Origin of the sequence: Sphingomonas azotifigens NBRC 15497 (assembly GCF_002091475.1) — a bacterium.
In the GTDB taxonomy this organism is placed as follows: Bacteria; Pseudomonadota; Alphaproteobacteria; order Sphingomonadales; family Sphingomonadaceae; genus Sphingomonas; species Sphingomonas azotifigens.
In genome coordinates this window covers 1-17,484 of sequence record NZ_BCTR01000022.1, presented here as the reverse complement: position 1 = coordinate 17,484, position 17,484 = coordinate 1, and the positions used below count along the sequence as shown (strand labels likewise).

General features: G+C 64.7%; 21 protein-coding genes and 1 tRNA gene. 13 read left to right on the top strand and 9 right to left on the bottom strand.

The genetic code is table 11. The annotated features are described in order from the left end of the window. Positions 1-17 precede the first annotated feature (17 nt). The 7 genes from cutA to SAZ01S_RS09825 all read right to left on the bottom strand — a co-directional run bounded on the left by cutA (position 18) and on the right by SAZ01S_RS09825 (position 5,102). Positions 18-332 (bottom strand): divalent-cation tolerance protein CutA, encoded by a 315-nt coding sequence (cutA, locus tag SAZ01S_RS09855; RefSeq protein WP_084582105.1) that lies wholly within the window; start codon positions 330-332, stop codon positions 18-20. Next, positions 329-1,357: a COX15/CtaA family protein gene (locus SAZ01S_RS09850; protein ID WP_084582104.1), complete on the bottom strand. Its 1,029-nt coding sequence runs from the start codon at positions 1,355-1,357 to the stop codon at positions 329-331. Before SAZ01S_RS09850 ends, cutA begins: the two co-directional genes overlap by 4 nt. 42 nt (positions 1,358-1,399) lie before the next feature. Continuing rightward, on the bottom strand, positions 1,400-1,624 hold the full coding sequence (locus tag SAZ01S_RS09845) for a hypothetical protein (RefSeq protein WP_084582103.1): 225 nt from the start codon (positions 1,622-1,624) through the stop codon (positions 1,400-1,402). Beyond that, positions 1,621-1,992, bottom strand: a complete 372-nt coding sequence (locus tag SAZ01S_RS09840; RefSeq protein ID WP_084582149.1) for a plasmid mobilization protein — start codon at positions 1,990-1,992, stop codon at positions 1,621-1,623. The genes SAZ01S_RS09845 and SAZ01S_RS09840 overlap by 4 nt, the downstream gene beginning before the upstream one ends. Before the next feature lie 225 nt (positions 1,993-2,217). Beyond that, complete coding sequence (dxs, locus tag SAZ01S_RS09835) at positions 2,218-4,143, bottom strand: 1-deoxy-D-xylulose-5-phosphate synthase (protein ID WP_084582102.1); 1,926 nt, start codon at positions 4,141-4,143, stop codon at positions 2,218-2,220. 51 nt (positions 4,144-4,194) lie between these two features. Then, complete coding sequence (locus SAZ01S_RS09830) at positions 4,195-4,653, bottom strand: Fur family transcriptional regulator (RefSeq protein ID WP_084582101.1); 459 nt, start codon at positions 4,651-4,653, stop codon at positions 4,195-4,197. A gap of 53 nt (positions 4,654-4,706) precedes the next feature. Next, positions 4,707-5,102, bottom strand: coding sequence for a MerC domain-containing protein (locus SAZ01S_RS09825; protein WP_139810017.1), 396 nt, complete (start codon positions 5,100-5,102; stop codon positions 4,707-4,709). Positions 5,103-5,232: 130 nt separating this feature from the next. On the opposite strand from SAZ01S_RS09825, the gene SAZ01S_RS23630 reads away from it, so the two are divergent. Then, positions 5,233-6,063, top strand: a complete 831-nt coding sequence (locus SAZ01S_RS23630) for a hypothetical protein (RefSeq protein ID WP_139810016.1) — start codon at positions 5,233-5,235, stop codon at positions 6,061-6,063. A gap of 94 nt (positions 6,064-6,157) precedes the next feature. On the opposite strand, the gene SAZ01S_RS09820 is transcribed toward SAZ01S_RS23630, so the two are convergent. After that, positions 6,158-6,880 carry an RBBP9/YdeN family alpha/beta hydrolase gene (locus tag SAZ01S_RS09820; protein WP_084582099.1) on the bottom strand — a complete coding sequence of 241 codons (723 nt, stop codon included), beginning with the start codon at positions 6,878-6,880 and terminating at the stop codon, positions 6,158-6,160. A gap of 126 nt (positions 6,881-7,006) precedes the next feature. Here SAZ01S_RS09820 and SAZ01S_RS09815 point away from each other — a divergent pair, with 126 nt between their 5' ends. From SAZ01S_RS09815 to SAZ01S_RS09780, 8 genes are all read left to right on the top strand, one after another. Further along, the gene (locus SAZ01S_RS09815) at positions 7,007-7,741 is read left to right on the top strand and encodes a TlyA family RNA methyltransferase (RefSeq protein ID WP_084582098.1); all 735 of its coding nucleotides are present in this window, start codon (positions 7,007-7,009) and stop codon (positions 7,739-7,741) included. A gap of 106 nt (positions 7,742-7,847) precedes the next feature. Beyond that, a complete protein-coding gene (locus SAZ01S_RS09810; RefSeq protein WP_084582097.1) occupies positions 7,848-8,915 on the top strand; it encodes a Tle-like phospholipase domain-containing protein in 1,068 nt (355 codons plus the stop codon). Positions 8,916-8,944: 29 nt separating this feature from the next. After that, complete coding sequence (locus tag SAZ01S_RS09805) at positions 8,945-9,568, top strand: ankyrin repeat domain-containing protein (RefSeq protein WP_139810015.1); 624 nt, start codon at positions 8,945-8,947, stop codon at positions 9,566-9,568. A 66-nt stretch (positions 9,569-9,634) separates the two neighbouring features. Next, a complete protein-coding gene (locus SAZ01S_RS09800) occupies positions 9,635-10,198 on the top strand; it encodes a TspO/MBR family protein (protein WP_084582095.1) in 564 nt (187 codons plus the stop codon). Positions 10,199-10,213: 15 nt separating this feature from the next. After that, positions 10,214-10,474, top strand: coding sequence for an accessory factor UbiK family protein (locus SAZ01S_RS09795; RefSeq protein ID WP_064310044.1), 261 nt, complete (start codon positions 10,214-10,216; stop codon positions 10,472-10,474). Between the two features lie 112 nt (positions 10,475-10,586). After that, positions 10,587-11,096 (top strand): type III secretion system chaperone family protein, encoded by a 510-nt coding sequence (locus SAZ01S_RS09790; protein WP_010544228.1) that lies wholly within the window; start codon positions 10,587-10,589, stop codon positions 11,094-11,096. Between the two features lies 1 nt (position 11,097). Then, the gene (proC, locus tag SAZ01S_RS09785; RefSeq protein ID WP_084582094.1) at positions 11,098-11,901 is read left to right on the top strand and encodes a pyrroline-5-carboxylate reductase; all 804 of its coding nucleotides are present in this window, start codon (positions 11,098-11,100) and stop codon (positions 11,899-11,901) included. A 72-nt stretch (positions 11,902-11,973) separates the two neighbouring features. After that, positions 11,974-12,588 (top strand): hemerythrin domain-containing protein, encoded by a 615-nt coding sequence (locus SAZ01S_RS09780; protein ID WP_084582093.1) that lies wholly within the window; start codon positions 11,974-11,976, stop codon positions 12,586-12,588. Between the two features lie 122 nt (positions 12,589-12,710). On the opposite strand, the gene SAZ01S_RS09775 is transcribed toward SAZ01S_RS09780, so the two are convergent. Next, entirely contained in the window at positions 12,711-13,196 is a 486-nt protein-coding gene (locus SAZ01S_RS09775; protein WP_010544225.1) for a MarR family transcriptional regulator, read from the bottom strand. A 69-nt stretch (positions 13,197-13,265) separates the two neighbouring features. On the opposite strand from SAZ01S_RS09775, the gene SAZ01S_RS09770 reads away from it, so the two are divergent. From SAZ01S_RS09770 to SAZ01S_RS09755, 4 genes are all read left to right on the top strand, one after another. Then, positions 13,266-14,363 carry a branched-chain amino acid aminotransferase gene (locus SAZ01S_RS09770; protein WP_084582092.1) on the top strand — a complete coding sequence of 366 codons (1,098 nt, stop codon included), beginning with the start codon at positions 13,266-13,268 and terminating at the stop codon, positions 14,361-14,363. Positions 14,364-14,386: 23 nt separating this feature from the next. Further along, positions 14,387-14,461 (top strand) — tRNA-Gln (locus tag SAZ01S_RS09765). Between the two features lie 103 nt (positions 14,462-14,564). After that, a complete protein-coding gene (locus SAZ01S_RS09760; RefSeq protein WP_084582091.1) occupies positions 14,565-16,289 on the top strand; it encodes a site-specific integrase in 1,725 nt (574 codons plus the stop codon). Positions 16,290-16,618: 329 nt separating this feature from the next. Continuing rightward, a partial coding sequence (locus tag SAZ01S_RS09755) for a PGN_0703 family putative restriction endonuclease (protein WP_369688874.1) occupies positions 16,619-17,484 on the top strand: 866 nt, incomplete at its 3' end.

Genomic DNA, 17,484 nt, shown 5'->3' with positions numbered 1-17,484 from the left:
AAATGATACCTGTCGGTTCAGCTTGTCTCGTCGGCGATCCAGCGGGCGACGGCGGTGCCTGCCTCGACCGGCCATTGCTCGATCACCGGGAGGTCATAGCCATGGATCGCGGCGATCCGGTCGCGGAGGCGGAGCGCCAGGGCGGGGCGGGTCTTGAACAGGGCGGGGACTTCCTCGCCGCGCTCGATGCCGCCCTGCCAGCGGTAGATCGAGGTGCAGGGGGCGAGAATGTTGACGCAGGCCGCCAGCCGCTCCGCCAGCACCGTCTCCGCCACCCGCTCGGCATCGGCGCGGCTGGCGAAGGTGACGGTGAGCAGCGCGGTGTCGCTCACCGGGGGCGGCCGACGGCGTGGACGCCCCAAACGGTCGCGCAGACCAGCAGCGCGCCGACCAACTGGTGGGTAGCCGCGAGGTGGAGGTTCACGCCGGTCATCACCGTCGCGATGCCGAGCAGGATCTGGATGCCGAATGCCGAGTGGATCGCGATCGAGGCGCGGCGGTCGCCGGCCGCCTTGGCCTTGCGCGCGAGCACGATCAGACTAGCAACGACGACCCAGGCCCACCAGCGATGGATGAAGTGGACGATCGCCGGATCGTAGAGCGCCGCATGGAGCGGGCTCTCGCCGATCTGGCTGACACCGGGGAAGAAGCGGTCGTTCATCAGCGGCCACTGATCGGTGACCAACCCCGCATCGAGGCCCGCGACCAGCGCGCCATAGAAGAGCTGGATCGCCAGCAGCACCAGCACGCCCGCGCCGAGCCCGGTCAGCCGGGCAGGGCGTTCGGCGTGGTTGGCGGCGAGCGTGCGCAGGTCCAGCATCGTCCAGACGATCCCGCCCAGCGTGAACAGCGCGGTCATCAGGTGGGTCGCCAGCCAGAAATGGCTGACCGAGGTGCGGGTGTGGTTGAGGCCGGACTTCACCATCCACCAGCCGAACGCGCCCTGCAGCACGCCGAGCGCCAGCAGCGCCACCAGCCGCCAGCCATAGCCCTGCGGGATCTGCTTGCGGATCCAGAACCACAGCAGCGGCAGCGCGAACACCATGCCGATCAGTCGGCCGAGCAGGCGGTGGATATATTCCCAGAAGAAGATGCTCTTGAACCCGGCGAGCGTCATGCCCTGGTTGAGCTGCTCATACTGGCCGATCTGCTTGTAGTGATCGAACTCGGCCTGCCACTGCGCGTCGTTGAGCGGGGGGATGATCCCCGAGATCGGCTTCCACTCGGTGATCGACAGGCCCGATTCGGTGAGCCGGGTAATGCCCCCGACCACGACCATCGCGACGATCATCGCGGCGACGACAAACAGCCAGTGCGCGAGCGCGCGGGGGCGGGCGGTGAGGGGGAGGATGGTCATTTTCAGCACGTACTGCGATGTACGCGCTCGGGGAAGGGTGCGCTAGCTTCCGGCTTGTGGACTTTCGGGAAGCGCAGGGGGCGCCGGCGGAGCTGCCGGTTGACGCTTCATCGCGATGTCGATCAGCGTCTCCAGCCGGATCACCCGTTCGCGCGTTTCGATCGAGTGGCGGCGTGCTTCCTCGGCGGTAGTCAGCGCCTGCTCGACCTTGTGCTGGAGCAGCGCGACCTGCTGAAGGGCGCGCAACGCATCGGTCCAGAAGCTCACTGGCGCGCCCAGCCCGACAGGGCGGTGGACAGTGCATCCCAGTCGATCGAGGAATCGGCCAGCAGCTGTTCGCGGACCTCGGCCCGATACGCTTCCTCGTCGAACGCGGCGGCCGCGGTGCGCGCGGCTTCGAGTTGGGCAAAGGCCGCGTCCGTACGGGCATTGGCCGCTTCGAGCTGGGCGAGCAGGTCGCGCATCAGCGTCATCTCGGCATCGGTGGGTTCGGTATAGCGTTCGGCAGCGGTGCGCATGAAGTCGCTCACCGTCATGTCCGCCGCTTCCGCATTGGCGGAAATGCGACGCTTTTCCTCGGGCGAAACCAGCACGACGACACGGCTGGAGCGAGTCTGGGAAAGCTGTGTGGCCATGTGCATGTACATGGCATGTGCATGTTCGGGATTCAAGGTGGAGGAGATTTAGATCCCCCGGAACGGGGAGGGGGACCCCCGCCGAAGGCGGTGGTGGAGGGGCCGCCGCGGCACGCGGCGGTGTACCCACGCTGACCGCTTTCCGCGCCTTGCGGCGCGGCCCCTCCACCATGTGCTGGCGCACATGGTCCCCCTCCCCGTTCCGGGGAGGAGCTTGGAAGTGGCTTACGCCCGCACGCCGCCGGGGAGTTCCGCCTCGTTGTAGCGCAGTGCCTTCAGCACCGTATCGACGATGTGCGCGGCGTTCAGCCCGGCTTCGTCATACTGCTTCTCGGGCTTGTCCTGATCCTGGAACAGGTCCGGCAGGCGCATCGTGCGCAGCTTGAGACCGGCGTCGATCAGCCCGGTGTCGCTGGCCAGCGTCAGCACATGCGCGCCGAGGCCGCCGATCGCGCCTTCCTCGATCGTCACCGCCACTTCATGGGTGGTGAGCAGGCGGCGGATCAGATCCTCGTCGAGCGGCTTGGCGAAGCGCAGGTCTGCGACCGTCGTCGAAAGCCCCTTGGCCTCGAGCGTGTCGGCGGCCTTGAGCGCCTCGGCGAGACGCGTGCCGAGCGACAGGATCGCGACCTTCTTGCCCTCGCGCACGACGCGGCCCTTGCCGATTTCCAGCCGCTGCGGAACCTTGGGAAGCTCCAGCCCGACGCCGTTGCCGCGCGGATAGCGGAGCGCGATCGGGCCGCTGTCGTGCATGGCGGCGGTGTGGGTCATGTGGACGAGCTCGACTTCGTCCGCCGCTGCCATCACCACGAAATTGGGCAGGCTGGCGAGATAGGTCACGTCGAAGCTGCCGGCATGTGTCGCGCCGTCGGCACCGACCAGGCCCGCGCGATCGATCGCGAAGCGGACCGGCAGGTTCTGGATCGCGACGTCGTGGACCACCTGGTCATAGGCGCGCTGCAGGAAGGTCGAGTAGATCGCGCAGAACGGCCGCATCCCCTGCGCAGCAAGGCCCGCGGCGAAGGTGACGGCATGCTGCTCGGCAATGCCCACGTCGAAGGTGCGATCCGGGAACATCGCCTGGAACTTGTCGAGCCCGGTGCCAGAGGGCATTGCCGCGGTAATCGCGCAGATGGACGCATCGCGTTCCGCTTCGGCGAGCAGCGCGTCGGCAAAGACCTTGGTGTAGGCCGGCGGGCCTGGGGGCGCCTTGGCCTGGGCGCCGGTGATCACGTCGAACTTCTGGACGCCGTGATATTTGTCGGCTGCCGCTTCGGCCGGGGCATAGCCCTTGCCCTTCTTGGTCACGACATGGATCAGGATCGGGCCCTGCTCGCTGTCGCGGACATTCTCCAGCACTGGGATCAGATGCTCGAGATTGTGACCGTCGATCGGGCCGACATAATAGAAGCCCAGCTCCTCGAACAGCGTGCCGCCGGTCGCCATGCCGCGGGCAAACTCCTCCGCCTTGCCGGCCGCCGCGGTGAGGCGGCGCGACAGCTTGCGGGTGAAGCGCTTGGCCAGCTCGCGCAGGCCGAGATATTCGGACGACGAGATCAGCCGCGCCAGATAGGCCGAAAGCCCGCCCACCGGCGGCGCGATCGACATGTCGTTGTCGTTGAGGATTACCACCAGCCGGTTGCCGGCGGCCTCGGCGTTGTTCATCGCCTCATAGGCCATGCCGGCGCTCATCGCGCCGTCGCCGATCACCGCGATCGCCTTGCCGGGCGCGCCCTTCAGCTTGTTCGCCGTGGCGAAGCCGAGCGCCGCCGAGATCGAGGTCGAGGAGTGCGCGGCGCCGAACGGGTCGTACTCGCTCTCGCTGCGCTTGGTGAAGCCGGACAGGCCGCCGCCCTGGCGGATCGTGCGGATCCGGTCGCGGCGGCCGGTGAGGATCTTGTGCGGATAGCATTGGTGCCCGACGTCCCAGATCAGCCGATCGTCGGGGGTGTTGAACACATAGTGGATCGCCACCGTCAGCTCGACGACGCCGAGGCCGGAGCCGAGGTGCCCGCCGGTGGAACCCACCGCACTGATGGTTTCGGCGCGGAGCTCGTCGGCCAGCTGGCGCAGCTGGGCGGGGGCGAGCTTCCGGAGGTCCTGCGGCGTGTCGACCGTGTCGAGCAGCGGCGTCTTGGGTAGGTCAGCCATGGGGTTTGTTAGCGCAGTGTTAGGCCCAAGTCGAACGGTCAAATGGGCAGGTCAGTCGCACTTGCCGCACTTGCCGCGCACTTCGATCACCGGGCGAACCGGTGAGAAACCAGCATGTTGCGCTGCGGAACGGACGTTCCGGGTGATCGTATCATCATCGATATGGGTGGTCTGGCCGCAGCTGTCGCACACCAGGAAGATGCAGTCGTGCAGGCATTCCGGATGCGCATTGGCGACATAGGCATTCGCGCTTTCCACCCGCCGGGCGAGGTTCGAACCGACGAACAGATCGAGGATCCGGTAGACGCTGTTGGCCGCGACGCGGCGGCCTTCGGCCTTCGATACCGCCTCGGCGATGTCATAGGCGGACGCGGGCTTGTCGAACCCGGCCAGCGCCTCGAACACGCGCTCGCGCATCGCCGTCCACTGCTCGCCGGCCTCTTCCAGCCGGGTGCGGGCCGCCTTGGTGAGATCGGCCCCGTGGTGCTCGTGATGATGATGCGCGGACATGATGGCGATTTAGGCGTTGCTGCGGGTTCCGGCAAGCATCGGCCGCCCTACGCTCAATGGCTGGCGCGGTGGTTGAGGTCGTGGCCGAGCGCGACGAGCGACACGCCGATCAGGGTCCAGAGCGTCTCGAACCCGCCATGCGGCAGGGTGAGCGCGCCGCTCATGATCCCGAGCCCGAACGCACCGACCACCGCCGGCGCCATATAGCCGTGATGCAGAATGCCGCGGCCGAGCGCGAAGACGCCGAAGCCGATCGCGAGCATCAGTCCGACCTCGTGGATGTGCGGATTGAGCAGCCCGCCGGCCGTGGAGGCCAGCGTCAGCAGCACGGTCGTCGCGATGCAGTGGATCAGGCACAGTCCGCTGATCCCGATCGCGATCCGATCAAAGGCGCCATCCAGGCCCGCCCACCAGCGGGCTATGGGGGTACTCAGCGACATGGGCGGCATATAGACCCATGCCGGTGGCGGTACAACATATCATCGTGCAAAATTTACGCGCTGGTATGGCTGTCGGCGCAATATCTTCCGTTCAGTGAATGTTTACCGCCCCCGCCGATGGTGCCGGTGGAGGTGAAACATGCCGCCTGATTTTGATGAATTTGTAAATGAAACTATGGAGTCGCTTCGCCCTCTTGCTAATGCAAGGGGCGATCTCGGAGGGCTTGAGGTAAGGTTTCAGAAGCTGCTTGATGCCCAACTTGCCGCGCGCTACGGGCGGGATGCCGCTGTACGCGAACATGCTGTGCTAACGGCTCGGACTCTCAATAAAAGGGTAATCAGGCCGGACCATCTTATCCGATACGCCGGTTGCATACATGCGCTCGAACTGAAGTGTGTAAAAAATAGTAGGTCTAGTGGTGTGCCAAAAAATGCGCCGGCATTTGGGTATGACCTTATAAAAGACTGCGCGAAGATCGAGATTCTTGTTGGACAACACGTCGAAGCGGGCAAGTTGACGGGTTCGGTAGTGGGAGGTGTTGTCCTTGGCCTTACCGACCACACGCCTTATTGGCACGGTAGGACGTCTATCGACTGGGCGCTGGAATTCAACTTTCCCGACAAGGGTGGTTGGGCCAAGTTGGGGCGCAGTTTTGGGCCGCATGCGACTAATCGCGCCCTCTGTATTCACCCAAAATACTATATGCACAAGCGCTACCGGATCGTGTTGCGCAATCAATGGGAATATCGATGGTACGACTTCAAAGGAGATTTTCGTTATATTATGCTTCGTCGTAAGAGCGTCGTCGAGCAGGGGCTCGAGATTTTGCCGCAGGACCGTAATATCACGTTGCCGTTCGCCGATGCAGTGCACCGGGAAGCCGCCAATAAAGAGCGGCTCGAATACAATCGGCAATACCGAGAATCAGGCAACGCCATATGCCCGATCTGCGGGGCAAGCCGACCCTGATACGATCAACGGCAAAGGGTAGGCCGGGTGACGCTCTAGGGTTACGTCACCCGACCATTCCCATGCCCATTACTATAGTCGTTTCTCCCTCATTTTACCAGCGTGCATCGGCCAATTTGGAAGCGTTTTGTGCGGCGCGTACCCGCGGCTGGCCGAGATAATGGGCCTGCGCCGCGTCGGTGGCATGCACGGCAAGCAGCGAGCGCGCATCGGCAGTGGTGCGCACCGATCCGCTGCGCTCCGCGGCAGTGTCGAGCAGCCGGTCGAGCAGCGCCTGGCCTTCTTCCCACCAGCCGATACCGCTGGCGGCGTTGAGGTGGCCCTGCGGCCCCGCATCGACGAACAGACTGCCCCAGCTGCGGGCGAGATCCTCGGAGCGCTCGATCGACATCCAGGGATCGTCGCTGCTCGCCACCACCACGCTGGGGAAGGGCAGGAGTGTCGCCGGTGTCGGGCGGAAGGCGTGGAGTTCGGCAGGCGCCGAGTCGCGGTCGACATCGGCGGGGGCCACCAGCAGCGCACCGGCGACCGGCGTGCCGAAGGTCTGCCCGGCCAGTGTCGCCCACCAGGCGACCGCGAGACAGCCCAGGCTGTGCGCGGCGAGCACCACCGGCGCCTGCGCGGTGCGGATCGCCTGGTCGAGCTTGGTCACCCAGGCGTTGCGATGCGGCGTTTCCCACATGCCGAGTTCGACTCGGTGCGTGTCCGGGCGGGATTGCTCCCACAAGGTCTGCCAGTGCGACGGCCCGGAGCCGCCGAGACCGGGAACGGTAAGGATGATCGGCGAGCGATCATCGATCGGCGAAAAGATCGTCATAAAATCCTCTCCTCGGAGGGATTGGCCGGACTCAAGATATAATCCCTACCGGATTAGTGGGCAATAAGCCCTGCGCCGAATGGAGGAGCGGTTGCGCCGAGGCGTTGGCCGAGCCTAAAGGGCGGCATGGCAAAGCTTCGCGCCGATCAACTGCTCGTCGACCGCGGGCTCGCCGAGAGCCGTACGCGGGCGCAGGCGCTCATCATGGCGGGCCTCGCCTTCACCGGCGAGCGCAAGATCGAAAAGGCGGGCCAGATGCTCGCGGAAGACGCAGCGATCGAGGTGCGCGGGCGCGACCATCCCTGGGTCTCGCGCGGTGGCATCAAGCTCGCCCATGCGCTCGAGCATTTCGGCTGGGACGTGGGCGGCGCTGTGGGGATCGACGTCGGCTCCTCGACCGGCGGCTTCACCGATGTGCTGCTGACGAACGGCGCGGCGCGCGTCTATGCGGTGGACAGCGGCACCAACCAGCTCGCCTGGAAGCTGCGGCAGGACGAGCGGGTGATCGTCCACGAACAGACCAGCGCGCGCATTCTCACGCCTACACACATCCCCGAGCCGATCGACCTGGTCGTATGCGACGCGAGCTTCATCGGTCTCGCCAAGGTGCTCGACGTGCCCTTGGGTTTCACCCGTCCGGGCGCGCGGCTGGCGGCGCTGATCAAGCCGCAGTTCGAAGCGGGGCGCGAGGAAGTCGGCAAGGGCGGGGTGGTGCGCGATCCGGCCGTGCACGCGCGGGTCTGCGCCGAGGTGGCGGCCTGGCTGGACGGCAAGGGCTGGCAGGTCCTGGGCGTGACGCGTAGCCCGATCACCGGGCCGGAGGGGAATGTGGAGTTCCTGATCGGCGCGGTACGGGCGTAACAGCGTACCCGGCCCGATGCGTCGAGCCGTCGCGATCTAAACGATCCGTTGATGGTCGCGCCAGGCCGCGCTGCGCATACCGCTCCCGGTAATCAGGGAGTGGGTGATGCTCAACCAGATGCTTTCCAGTGCCGCGGCCGGTTCCGCCAGCATCGCCTTTGCACGGTTCGCCGGCGCCGGAGGGCTGGGAGTCGACGGGCAGCAGGCGACGGGCCTTGCTGTTCCTTCAGCGCATGCGCGCGTGGGTGTCCGGATCGATCTTACTCCCGTAGAGCGCGGTGAGCGCGCGGCTGCGGAGGATGCGGCCTACCGTGCCGGCGGAGCGGGGCGCTCGCCGGAGGAAACCCGCCAGATCGGCGAGGCCTTTCGTCGCGAACTCGACAATGCCAGCCCGGCGCTATCCTCCGCTGCCGGGGCCGCCGATCAAGCACGATATGCCGATCTCAAGCAGGCAGGCACCTTTGCGCTGCTGGCCAGCGACGTCTATCAGGACCGAAGCAATCCCGCGCTGCTGCCGCGCGGGTTCAGTGCGCTCAGCGATGCCCAGGCGCAACGCCAATTCCCGGGATTTACGCCGCGCGACGATCAGTCCGGCTTCTATTCGCGGATTTATCATGATCGGGCGACCGACAGCTATGTCGTCGTCAATCGTGGCACCAATGATGCCTCGGCACCGATCGGGATCCTCCGCCAGACTCCCGATGGCCAGACCAACGGCGCGCTGATTACCGGGTTCACGACGCGGCAGGCCGATCTTGCGCTCGCCAATGCGCGGCAAGTGTCGGCGGCGACCGGCGGTCGTGTCCAGTTCGCCGGTCACTCGCTGGGTGGCGCGCTCGCCTCGCTGCAGGCGATGTCCACGGGCAAGCCGGCGACCGTGTTCAATCCGCTGGGCATCAATCCGAAAACGGCCGCGCGCTACCATCTCGACATGGGCGCCTTGAACAGCCGGGTACGTTCCTACCAGGTGGAAGGCGAGCCGGTTGCCAAGGCCAACCACTTCCTCGGACTGCGGACCAGCAGCAACACGATCCGCCTCGACTCGCGCGACCTAAGCTGGTCTGCTAACGACGGTTTCAAGGTGCATGCGGGATCGTCGGATCCGCACAGCATGACCGCGGTCCTCGCTGGAGTGCTGGACGGAATGGTTGCGGCGAAGTCGGCGAGGCGATGAGGCTTTTGGGGCGAATAGGTTTTGCCGCGGTGGCGCTGGCGCTCGCCGCCTGCGGTGGCGGTACGGCCGGGTCGACGACAAAGAACGGGGAATGTCGGGTGGCGGACGTGCAGGATCGGGATCGGATCGTCGATGCACTCGGTTATTTCCCCGATCGCCTGTCGCCGCTGGGGGCTGCCGTGCTGTGCAACGATGCGGCGGGCGTGGAAACGGCATTGAAGGCGGGTGCAAGCCCCAATGCCCGAGAACCGGGCGGGGAGACGCCGCTGCTGATCGCCGCGGCCATTCCGCGCGCGGATCTGCTGAAGCGATTGCTCGCCGCGGGTGGCGATCCGAACAGCTGGGAAAAGGACGCGCGGACGCTCGCGCTGCACTATGCGCTGTCTGCGGGTGTCCAGCATGATGATTGGAGTGCCTGGGACCTGCTACTGGCCAGCCATGCCGACATCAACTTCAGGCCCCCTGGCGGCGCAACGATCGCCGAGGACGCGGTGAGCCTGGGCGCGGTGGACAAGCTGTTGCAACTGCTGGACCGCGGTTATCGCGCCGACCCCGCACGGCTCGTCCGCGAGCTGGAAGCGGTGCACTATGATGCCAAGACCGAAGCCCTGCGGTTGAAAGCCCTGGAGCGCGCACGCGCGCTGGTGCGATAGGCGCACGGCTTTGCAGCTGCCGCATGATCGCCTAGGCGTGCGGTAACAGCAACGGGGAAACGGCACGTGAACGCACTGGCATCGAAGGCGCAACTGCGGCGCAGCTTCTGGCTGCGCGCGCTGGTGACGGTGCCGCTGGTGGTGCTGCTCGGCTTCGGATCGGCGATGGTCGCGCCCGCCGGCGACCAGAACCCGTGGTTCACCGCACTCGCCAAGCCCGCGATCCAGCCGCCCAACATCGCCTTTCCGGTCGTCTGGACGATCCTCTACATTCTGATGGGGCTGGCGCTCGCGCTGGTGCTGAGCGCGCGCGGGGCGCGGGGGCGGGCGGCGGCGGTGGTGCTGTTCGTAACCCAGCTCGCGGTGAATCTCGCCTGGTCGCCGATCTTCTTCTGCTTCCATATGCTCGACCTCGCGCTGATCGTGATCGTGGCGCTGGCGGTGCTCGTCGCGGTGACGATGGTCGCCTTCTGGCGCGTCCGCACGCTGGCCGGGCTGATGCTGCTGCCCTATCTCGCCTGGGTGTGCTTCGCGAGCGTGCTCTTCTCGCAGGTCCGCGATCTCAATCCGAATGCGGAAAAGATTGCGTCGGCGGCGTCGAACGCCCACATCCACCCCGAAACGCTTTGAGTGGGGTTTTTTGACATGCAGACCGACAACCGCCTGTTCGACGATCTGGTGAAGATGGTGAACGGCGCCGCCGGCACCTTTGCCGGCGTGGCCCGCGAGGCCGAGGCCGGCGCCCGCGAGCGCGCCCGCGAATGGATCGGCGGGCTCGATTTCGTCAGCCGCGACGAGTTCGAAGCGGTGAAGGCAATGGCCGCCGCTGCGCGCGACGAGGCCGATGCGCTGAAGGCGCGCCTCGATGCGCTCGAGGCGAAGCTCAACCCGCAAGGAAATGCGTGACGCTAGCTAGGCTTTCCTTGTCCACAGCTTTTGGCGGCGGGGCGCAGGCACAAGCTTGTGCCCCGTCCGCGTGCTTGGCACTAGCGGGCATGGCTACACGACCGGGGGCGACATGGGCATGCTAGACGAAGCGGAATTCGACCGCGACGCGGCCGCGCCCATCGACATGCTCGAGACCTATTTCGCCGCGCATGGCTGGACCCATGAGCGCGAGGACGACGAGATCGTCGCCAAGGTGAAGGGCAGCTGGACCCAGTATGAACTTCGCGCGATCTGGCGCGAGGACGACGGCGTGCTGCAGTTCATGGGCTTTCCCGACGTCCGCGTCCCCGAGGAGCGGCGCGGGCTGGTCTATGAGACGATCGGGCTGGTCAACGAGCAATTGTGGATCGGCCATTTCGAGCTCTGGTCGTCGACCGGCATCCTCTTGTTCCGCCACGCCGCGCTGATCGACGGCGACGAGGGCGCGTCGCTGACGCTCGCCCAGGCCGAACTGCTGGTGGAAAGCGCGATCGACGAGTGCGAGCGCTTCTATCCCGTCTTCCAGTTCGTCCTGTGGGGCGGCAAGACGCCGAGCGAGGCGATCGCCGCAGCACTGATCGAGACCCAGGGCGAGGCCTGAGATGGCACTGCTGGATCGGATCTGGCTGGTCGGTGCCGGCAATATGGGCGGGGCGATGCTGCGCCGCTGGGCCGGGGCGGGGATCGACGCGTCCGCGATCACCGTCATCGATCCGGGCAGCCCTTCCATTCCCGAGGGCGTGCGGCATGTGACCGCGCCGCCGGAGGGCGAGCGGCCGACCGCGCTGGTGCTCGCGGTGAAGCCGCAGCAACTCCACCAGGTTGCGCCGGTGCTCGCGCCGTTCGTTACCGGCGTGCCGCTGCTCGTGTCGATCCTGGCGGGGGTCGAGGTCGCAACGCTGGCCGACGCACTCGGCGCAAGGACGGTGGTTCGCGCGATGCCGAACCTGCCGGTGGCGATCGGCAAGGGTGTCGTCGGGCTTACCACCCCGAGCGCCGATGCCGAGGCGCGCGCCGCCGCCGAGACGCTGATGGCGCCGCTCGGGCTGGTCGAATGGGTGCCGAGCGAGACCATGCTCGACGCGCTGACCGCGCTTGCCGGCTGTGGCCCCGGCTTCGTCTTCCGCTTCGTCGACGCGCTTGCCGAGGCCGGTGCCGCACTGGGCCTGCCCGCTGACCAGGCGCAGCGTCTGGCGCTCGCGACGGTGGAAGGCTCGGGCCTGATGGCAGCGGCGGCCAGCGAAAGCCCGGGCGTATTGGCGGACCGCGTCGCCAGCCCTGGCGGCTCGACCCGCGAAGGCCTGAACGTGCTCGATCGCGACGCAGCGCTGAAGACCTTGCTGCGCGACACGCTCGCCGCTTCCGCCCGTCGCAATGCCGAAATGGCAGCCGAAGCGCGCAAATAGCGCGATCCTCTACGGAACGCGTAGTATTCCCAGCGGTTAAGCCTCCGATCCCACGTATCGACGGAGGCTATCATGGCTACGACGACCGAACCCAAGCGGAATACCAAGACCGACGCCAAGGACACGGCCAAGACGAGCAGCACCGGTGCCAGCCTGGGCGTGATCGCCGGCGCGGCGGCGGGTGGCGCGGCGCTGGGCCTGCTGGCAATGCTCGGCCGCAAGGCGGCGGTGCAGGCGCCGAGCGCGCTTGCCGGCAATTGGGACGACGCGCTCAAGGCCGAGCACAAGGCGGTGCTCAAGGTGTTCGACACGCTCGAGGCGACCGACGACAAGGCGACGATCCGCCGCAACATGCTGCTTGCGCACATCAAGCACGCGCTGATGAAGCATGCGATCGAGGAAGAGAATGTCATCTACCCGGCGCTGCGCGAAGCGGGCAAGACCGAGCAGGCGGACGAGCTCAATGCCGAGCATGGCTATGTGAAGCAGTTCCTCTACGAGCTCGAGAACATGCCGAGCACCTCGCCCAAGTGGCTGGAGAAGGTGAAGGAATTCCGCGCCGCGCTGGAGAAGCACATCCGCGAGGAAGAAGACACGCTGTTCCCCGAACTCCGTGCCCAGCTGAGCGAGGAAAAGAACAAGGCGCTGACCCTTGCGATGAACAAGGAAGGCTTCAAGGTCGCCTGACCTCTCCGTCCTTCCGGCGGAAGCCGGAATCCATTGCGGCCTCCGTTTCGGCTTCTGCTGTGATCGCGTGGCGAATGGATCCCGGCTTCCGCCGGCACTCCGGTTTTCCGGAGTGCCAGAGCCTAGCGCCCCAGCGTCGCCACCCGGCCGCGTTCGTCCTCGGGCATCAGCCCTTCGAGCACGGCCCAGAATCCTCCGACGGCACCCTGGCCGGCGCTCGAATAGGCGCCGGCCATTTTTTCGCGCAGCGCCTCGAACAGCTCCGATTCCAGCGCCGCGCCTGCTTCGGTGAGGCGCAGCAGCCGCTGCCGCCGGTCGCGCGTTCCCGCGCGTGTCTCCACCAGCCCGCGTTCGGCCAGTTCGCCCAGCACCCGGCCCAGCGACTGTTTGGTGATCGCCAGCAGCGAGAGCAGCTCGCTCACCGTCAGGTCCGGCTTGCGGGCGATGAAATACAGCGCGCGGTGGTGCGCCCGGCCCAGCCCCTGGCGTGCCAGCCCGTCGTCGATCGAGCGGGTGAGGTGCGAATAGCCGAAATAGAGCAGCTCGATGCCGCGCCGGATTTCGGGTTCGCGCAGGAAGAGGGGAGAGGCAGGAATTGGGGCAGCCATGTTGACCGTTTCTGCCACCGCGCCTAGTCCTGCGCAACCCGAGCCTCTGGGGACGAGAAAGACCGAGTGATGGAAGACGCGACGATCCTGGATTTCGAATTCGAAGCCCACACCAACCCGCGGACCGGCGACGACCGCGCGACGATCCTCGCGAACCCCGGCTTCGGCAAGGTATTCACCGATCACATGGCGGTGATCCGCTATTCGGCCGACAAGGGTTGGCACGATGCCCGCATCCAGCCCTATGCGCCGCTCCAGATCGATCCGGCCTGCGCGGTGCTCCATTATGCGCAGGAGATTTTCGAAGGCCTCAAGGCCTATCGCCTTCCCGATGGCGGTGCGGGGCTGTTCCGCCCGGAGGAAAATGCCCGTCGTTTCCGCGAATCGGCCGAGCGCATGGCGATGGCGCCGCTGCCCGAGGAGCTGTTCCTTGCCTCGATCCGTGAACTGGTGAAGGCCGATCGCGACTGGATCCCGGAAGGCGAGGGCGCTTCGCTGTATCTGCGCCCCTTCATGTTCGCGAGCGAGACCTTCCTGGGGGTCAAGCCGGCGAGCGAATATCTCTATCTGGTGATCGCCTCGCCGGCGGGTGCCTATTTCAAGGGCGGCGCGCCGTCGGTCACGCTGTGGGTGTCCGACCATTATACCCGTGCGGCGCCGGGCGGCACCGGTGCGGCCAAGTGCGGCGGCAACTATGCCGCGAGCCTGGTCGCCCAGGCCGAGGCGATCCGCCAGGGCTGCGACCAAGTGGTGTTCCTCGACGCGGTCGAGAACCGATATGTCGAGGAACTGGGCGGCATGAACGTGTTCTTCGTGTTCGACGACGGCTCAATCGCGACCCCGCCGCTCTCGGGCACGATCCTGCCGGGTATCACCCGCGAATCGCTGATCACGCTCGCGCGCGGCGCCGGCATCGAGGTGCGCGAGGAGCGCTATTCGATCGACCAGTGGCGCGAGGACGCCAAGAGCGGCCGCCTGCGCGAGGCCTTCGCCTGCGGCACCGCCGCAGTGGTGACGCCGATCGGCGCGGTGCGTGGATCCGGCTTCGAGTTCCAGATCGGCAATGGCGGCCCGGGCCTGCTTACGGAGAAGCTCCGCGAGCAGCTGGTGGGAATTCAGCGGGGCGTGACGCCGGATCCGCACGGATGGCTTGAACGTCTGTTCTGAGGCTCTATAAGCCCGCTTCCCGTTGGGGCGTCGCCAAGTGGTAAGGCAACGGTTTTTGGTACCGTCATTCGGAGGTTCGAATCCTCCCGCCCCAGCCAGGTTTTTCCCAAGTGCCTGACATGTCCTGGTTTTTCGGTCGATGCCGGAACCTAGGTGGGGCTTTGCTACAATGCCCTGCTACAGAGCAGGGGTTCTGGAAGCATGGCTGCCATTCCGAACACGGTTCGGCGGGAGGGTGTTTATCATTTCCGGCGGGCAGTGCCGCTGGCATTGCGAGCGCGGTTCGGTCGAGCCGAATTGACTTGCAGCCTTCGGACACGGGAAGCAGGGGTCGCGCGTTCGCTTTCGCGCTGGCTTTATCTGCTGTCGGAGGATCTTTTCGTGGCTGTCGAAAGCTCACCGATGCTGAGTGATGACGATGTCGCCGCACTCGTGAGGGATTTCTACCGTACGATCCTAGCGCACGACCAAGATCGCCGCCTGATCAGCGACGTTCCGGATGCATTTCGCGCTGAGCGGGCGGAGCATTATCGGCAGCTGGCCAGCAGAGCGCGCGAAGATCTTGGCAGTAACGCGTTCGGCTCGGTCAGGCAGATCAGTGCCGTGATGTTGGCGCGGCGATTTGGCCAGGATGCCAGGTTCGATACGCTAAGTGTACGGAAGGTCCAGCAAGCGATGCTCCGCGCGGGCCTTGAAGTGGCAGAGACGCTTGCCGCGCGGGCTGAGGGCGACTTCAACTACGAGCCCCGAGATAAGCTTCTGGCAGCCGCATTGCAGGAGGCTTCGGCTGCCCCGGCTTCCGCAGTCCCACCTAAGCCAACTCCTGGACCGGAAGCGGAAGAGGCGCAAGGAGCGCTCTTTTCGGTCGAAGCTGACGAGTTTCGCGAGACGCAGGTTCGGCGCAAGGTTTGGGAAAATCAGTCGGCATTGCAGGCGCGCAAGACCTACACGCTGTTCCTCGAGCATTTTGGCGACAGGCCCCTTACAAGTTTCACCCGGCGGGATGCGGCTGCGTTCAAGAGCGTGCTCGAGGACCTGCCCGCTAATTATGGCAAGGCTGCCGAGTTCCGGGGGATGACAGCTTCCGCGATCGTGGCTGCTACCAAAGATAGCGAGATCGAACGGCTGTCTTCCCGCACGGTACAGCGTCATTTCGCGGCACTGGCATCGTTGTGGGACGCTGCCGTCGAACAGGGAAGGTTGGCCGACAACATCTTCAAGGGCTGGAAATTCCCGCTCGCCAAGAGGGCGCGCGATCAACGAGCTCACTGGACTCGCGAGGAATTGGCGCAGTTGTTCGAAACGCCGCTTTGGACGGGGTGCCAATCACCGCATCGGCGGTCAAAGCCAGGTGAATTTATCATTCGGGATGAGAAATTCTGGCTGCCTCTCATCGCACTTTTTTCCGGGATGCGGCAGGAGGAGATCTGTCAGCTCAGACTTGCAGATGTGCGGCAGGAGGAAGATGTTTGGGTCTTTGACCTAAACGCACGAGACGGGCAGCAGCTGAAGAATGCAAAGTCTGTTCGTTTAGTTCCAATTCATGAGGAATTGATAAGGCTGGGCCTGCTTTCCTATGCTGAAGGGCAGCGAAATTTAAAAGCTAGGATGCTCTTTTCTAACTTACAGCCCGGCGGAGCCGACGATAGATTTGGTCATAACTATTCGAAATGGTTCAGCCGTTACAGGCAGGAGGTTAAACTTTTCGTGCCGGGACGAGATTTCCACTCGTTCAGGCATAGTGCAACGACATTTCTGCGGCAGCAAGGCGTTGACGCGGCGACGATTGATGAACTGACTGGCCATGCGACGGCAGGGGAGACGGCTCGTTACAGTAAAGGCTTGACGGTAGAAAATCTCAAGGCTGCGGTTGATAAGATATCAATCGGTGTAGATTTTTCCCGACTTTATTCGGCGAATATTTGACGCTAACGATAGGTGATTTGTTGTCTATTTGACTAGGCAAATATATTTAACAGGTGTAAATATTTTATGCGCGCTGCGCCTAATTACCCCTTATCACCTATCACCTATCACCTATCACCTATCACCTATCACCTATCACCTATTATCTATTATCTATTATCTATTATCTATTATCTATTATCTATTATCTATTATATCATCAGTAGTTAGTAGAGTTAGTAGAGTATTTGCTTTTTTGGGGGTGGTATAATCATCTCTCCGTCAATATTATTGCGCTCTACATGAACTTTCATGGCTTTCGAAGCCGTAGGCTTCCTTGAGGAGATGCCGTGAAAGTCGAGCTTAGAGCGCCTGATGCGCCCCTTCCAATTGTGCCGGCCGAGGTACTCAAGCGATTTCATGTACACGAGCGCCACGATAGCAGACTGCGCGCTTGCGCCCGGCTGTTGCAGGCTCTGTGGCTTTCGGACCGCTGCATTCCCATAGGCTTTCATCGAAGCCGGCGGGGCCGTCGCCGCCTAGGGTCGCGGTTAAGCGTTGCAGCCGCCGTGGCAGGGCGCAATTTCCTATCACCCGAGATCGCCAATCTCGCGCATCAAGTTATGGCGTATCGGGAGCATGGCGCCTTGCTTGACGCAGAGCGCGTGCTCGGTAACGCGCTGGGATCAACAGCGACCTGCCTCAACTTCATGGGGCCTTTGGCTCTGGACCTAAACCTGGCCACACGGGTGCTCCGACGGTTGCTTCCTGATCTTGGAATCGACCGTGTCGATAGCATCCGATTCGAGCACTCGCCGGGAAGGCTCGACCCGACACTCACCGCCGACAGGTCCGCATTCGACGCTTGTGCATTCGTGAAGCTGGGAGGCAGGCCTGGACGCCCGGCGCGCAGCTGCGTCCTGGCGCTGGAGTTCAAATACACCGAAAGCCTCCACGACTCCGCCCCCTGTCCACCGGGCCGCTATGACGACCTCGCCGAGGCATCGGGCTTGTTTCAGGAGTCCAGTCATCAAAGCCTGCGTATGAACCCGTTGCAGCAGCTATTCCGCGAGCATCTACTCGCCCAGGCGGCGGTGATGCGAGGCGACTGGCCCGACGCCCTATTCATCAGCGTCGCTCCGGCTGTTCACCTGCAAGCTGGGCGGCAGGCGGAGCATTATGGGAGCTTTCTTAAGCCGGCGGTGAAGGGGCAAGA